This window comes from Mesorhizobium sp. M7A.F.Ca.CA.004.06.1.1 (assembly GCF_003999135.1).
Lineage (GTDB): Bacteria > Pseudomonadota > Alphaproteobacteria > Rhizobiales > Rhizobiaceae > Mesorhizobium.
Window position 1 is genome coordinate 1 of sequence record NZ_RZPQ01000668.1, and the last position, 3,333, is coordinate 3,333.

5 protein-coding genes are annotated in these 3,333 nt (G+C 61.0%); 1 reads left to right on the plus strand and 4 read right to left on the minus strand.

Going from position 1 to position 3,333, the window contains the following annotated elements:
* Positions 1-98: 98 nt before the first annotated feature.
* On the minus strand, positions 99-284 hold the full coding sequence (locus EN906_RS27990; protein ID WP_032930657.1) for a hypothetical protein: 186 nt from the start codon (positions 282-284) through the stop codon (positions 99-101).
* A 218-nt stretch (positions 285-502) separates the two neighbouring features.
* On the opposite strand from EN906_RS27990, the gene EN906_RS27995 reads away from it, so the two are divergent.
* Entirely contained in the window at positions 503-1,402 is a 900-nt protein-coding gene (locus EN906_RS27995) for a LysR substrate-binding domain-containing protein (protein ID WP_013531163.1), read from the plus strand.
* A gap of 27 nt (positions 1,403-1,429) precedes the next feature.
* Here EN906_RS27995 and EN906_RS28000 read toward each other — a convergent pair whose 3' ends face one another.
* The 3 genes from EN906_RS28000 to EN906_RS28010 form a co-directional block, all read right to left on the minus strand.
* Complete coding sequence (locus EN906_RS28000) at positions 1,430-2,377, minus strand: alpha/beta hydrolase (protein ID WP_127271302.1); 948 nt, start codon at positions 2,375-2,377, stop codon at positions 1,430-1,432.
* A gap of 232 nt (positions 2,378-2,609) precedes the next feature.
* Complete coding sequence (locus EN906_RS28005) at positions 2,610-2,795, minus strand: hypothetical protein (RefSeq protein ID WP_127271300.1); 186 nt, start codon at positions 2,793-2,795, stop codon at positions 2,610-2,612.
* Between the two features lie 188 nt (positions 2,796-2,983).
* The coding region (locus EN906_RS28010) for an ASKHA domain-containing protein (protein ID WP_127375524.1) at positions 2,984-3,333 on the minus strand (350 nt) is incomplete at its 5' end.

The window sequence follows — 3,333 nt, forward strand, 5'->3', positions numbered from 1 at the left end:
GGAAACATGGCTCTAAAAATTCATTTGAGTGCAAATAAAATAGAGAAGGCCTGCCGGGCGGTTTGCGCGGCAGGCCTTCAGCACATGGTACACACGATCTACTTTGCTCCAGCCCAGGATCCGACGCCGTTGCGAGTACCGGTCTTGGTATCGGAAGCTTCAGGCCAGCCGATGTCCTTCTGCAGTTCGATCGGCAGGGAGCGGATAGCGCGTTCAGTCTGGTAGCGGGCGCGCGCCGCGCTGAATTCGGTCGCGATGCGACCAAGGGACGACAGGATAGACATCTCTTTCTCCTTTGGGTTGGCGAGTGCCAGACAGCGAGTTGGCTACTGCGGGTTTGTTTCAACTTCATTTCGTGTCGAATGCAGGTCTGTGTCGAGGTCGTTTCATGGCTGCTTGTGGCAGCTACTGCTTCGATGGAGTTGACTATCCTCCCAATCTGATGTTCAATCAAACGAAATGGAATGATGTTTTGTATCAGAAAAATTGAAGGTCGGTTGCCATGAACGCCCCGCTCAATCATCCGCTGCCGCTGCTCGATCTCGATGTTTTGCGCACGTTCGTGGCGATTGCCGAGACCGGCAGCTTCACCACCGCCGCCAATGCCGTGTTCCGCACGCCGTCAGCCGTTTCCATGCAGATCAAGAAGCTCGAGGACATTCTCGGCCGCTCCGTGTTCGCGCGCGACGCTCGCTCGGTGTCGCTGACGACGGATGGCGAGATGCTGCTCGGCTATGCCCGCCGACTGCTGTCCATCAATCGCGAGGTGGTGTCGAAGTTCATCATTCCCGAGATTGTCGGTGTGGTGCGGCTTGGCTCGCCGGACGATTACGGTGAGCGCGTGCTGCCGCATGTGCTGAAGCGTTTTGCGCAGTCGCATCCGTCGATCGCCGTCGACGTCACCATCGACCAGAGCAGCAATCTGCGCCGGCGCATGGACGACCGGGCGCTCGACATCACGCTGCTGACCAATTCCTACAAGACCAGCGCGCTCGGCGCCGAGGTGCTGCTGACCGAGCCGATCGTCTGGGCCGGTGCCAAGGGCGGCTGCGCGCATCTGCGCGAGCCGCTGCCGGTGTCGCTGTGGGAAGAGGGCTGCGCCTGGCGTGCCGGGGCGCTCGATGCGCTTGGCCGCGAGGGCCGCAATTACCGCATCGCCTATATGAGCGCGCACACGGCCGGCCAGCGCGCCGCGATCATGTCCGATCTCGCCGTGGCGCCATTGCCGAAGTCGTTCCTCGGCAATGACATGGTCGAACTCTGCCCGAAGGACGGCATGCCCGACATCGGGACCTACAATCTGGCGATGGTGGTGGCGCCGGATGCCAGTGCCCCGGTCAAGGCCGTTGCCGACCACATCCGCGCGACTTTCGAAGTCTTCCGGGAAACCGGCAAGTTCTGACCGGCTGGTAAGGACGATAGTATAAAGCTACTCCGCCGCTTCGGCGGGGCGCTGTTCAGGCCTTACTCTCGTATCGTGCACGATCCGGCTCTCCCCGAGAAAGGCGACGATGCGCTCGCGGGCGCGCCGGGCTTCCGGCATGTCAATCAGCGGCCAGACGTGGAACATGCCTTCCTCATAGACAAGATCGATTTCAACGCCGGCTGCGCGGGCTTTTTCGGCGAAGATCAGATTGTCGGGAGTCAAAAGATCGCGCGAGCCGGTCAAAAGCAGCGTTCTTGGCAGCACTGACAGATCTCCATAGACCGGGCTGATGTGCCAGTCGCTGGGATCGATGCCGGCACTGTACAGGCGAATCGCCTCCCTTCCGCCAGCTATGCCCAGCCAAGGGTCGGTGCGTTCCGCCTCGAACACTGCGGGGTTGGTGAGCGACACGTCGAGACCCGGCGAAATGAGCACATGCCGCGACGGCAGGGGCAGTCCTTCTTCGGCGACCATCATGGTCAGCACCACAGCCATATTGCCGCCGGCGGAATCGCCCATGAAGACGATGTCTTCGGCTTCCGTCTCGGCGAGCATCTGCCGGTAGACATCGCCAACCATTCCGAACATGGCATGGAAATCGTGTTCGGGAGCGATTGGATAGATCGGCACCGTGATCCCGTAGCCCAGCCGATCCGCCATCTCGGCGATCAGGTGCCAATGATAGGGTGTGATTTCAAAGACATAGGCACCGCCGTGCAAGTAGAGAATCCGCTTCTGCTCGCCGGTCCTGGGTGCGATTTCGTAGACGGGGAAGCCATCGACCGTATGCATCTCGATGTCGAGACGCTGATGCAACGAGGCGGGCGGGCGGTGGTTCTCGGTCTTGCGCGCGGCCGCGATCCAGCGCTGCAAATTTTCCGGACTGGCAAATGCCTGCTTGCGGCTGTGCCGCAGGACGAAAGACACGACATGGCTTTTCAAACTTGGCATGCGAATACACGAACTTCGGCAAAGCCGACTAAGAGAACCCCCACTATCTTCGAAGATCGTGCCGTGGCCGAAAATGTCAAGATTTGCGCCGTATCTACACGGTGGTGTGATCCGCGCCGCGGTGCTCAGCGACGTGGTAGAAGTGCGGCACGCAGCCGGTTGCTGGTGGTCGCCGGGGACATGCGAGATCCCCGACGCATGCCGAGCAATTTGCATTTGTCGGCGAAGGTCATCAGCGCGCGGCGCTCCAGATCGTGTTGATAAGTGCGGCCTTTTCGCTGGATCGCGGCGATACCGGCCAGCCGATATCCTTCTGGATTTCGGGCGGCAGGCTGTTCAACAGGCGTCGCGCCTTGCTGCGGTCGTGAGCATTCTTGATGGCCGTGCCATAGCGGCCGAGGTTTTCGAGCATTGACATCGTTGTCTCCTCTGGAGCGTTGCGGCGGCTGGAAAGATATCTCCAGCCTGCCATTCGATGCCGGTTGAATGCGCCTGCCATGTATCTGGCGAATTTCACGAAAACAGCTTTTTGGTTTCCGGATCAGGCGATCCGGAAACATTTGCATGCAAATGAGTTTGGAAAGGCCGTGACCTGGGCGCGGCCGCTTATTCCCGTCCACGCCTGGCGGCGTGGCCTTCGCGCGAACGCCGTCGCGGAGCGGCGTCGCCGGCAACGCCGTCCTCGCTGACCGTCTTGCGCGGCGGCAGTTTCACCGCTGCCGACAGCTTCGGGAACGGATCGACCTTGTTGGGCAGCGCCATGGCGTAGACGAAATGCTCCTGGAATTTCGGTTCCAGGGCCGTCTCGATCTTCTCGATCTTGCTGACCGTGTCCTCGATCTCGCGGCGGTAGCCGCGATTGAGCAGCGCCATGCGCGCGCCGGCACCGGCGGCGTTGCCGACGGCCGAGACCTTGTCGAGGTCGCAATCCGGGATCAGCCCGAGCACCATGGCGT

What these genes read in the sequence shown, in the direction of transcription:
- EN906_RS28005 (WP_127271300.1), bottom strand. Translation starts at nt 2,795, where the DNA reads ATGTCAATGCTCGAAAACCTCGGCCGCTATGGCACGGCCATCAAGAAT.
- EN906_RS27990 (WP_032930657.1), bottom strand. Translation starts at nt 284, where the DNA reads ATGTCTATCCTGTCGTCCCTTGGTCGCATCGCGACCGAATTCAGCGCG.
- EN906_RS27995 (WP_013531163.1), top strand. Translation starts at nt 503, where the DNA reads ATGAACGCCCCGCTCAATCATCCGCTGCCGCTGCTCGATCTCGATGTT.
- EN906_RS28000 (WP_127271302.1), bottom strand. Translation starts at nt 2,377, where the DNA reads ATGCCAAGTTTGAAAAGCCATGTCGTGTCTTTCGTCCTGCGGCACAGC.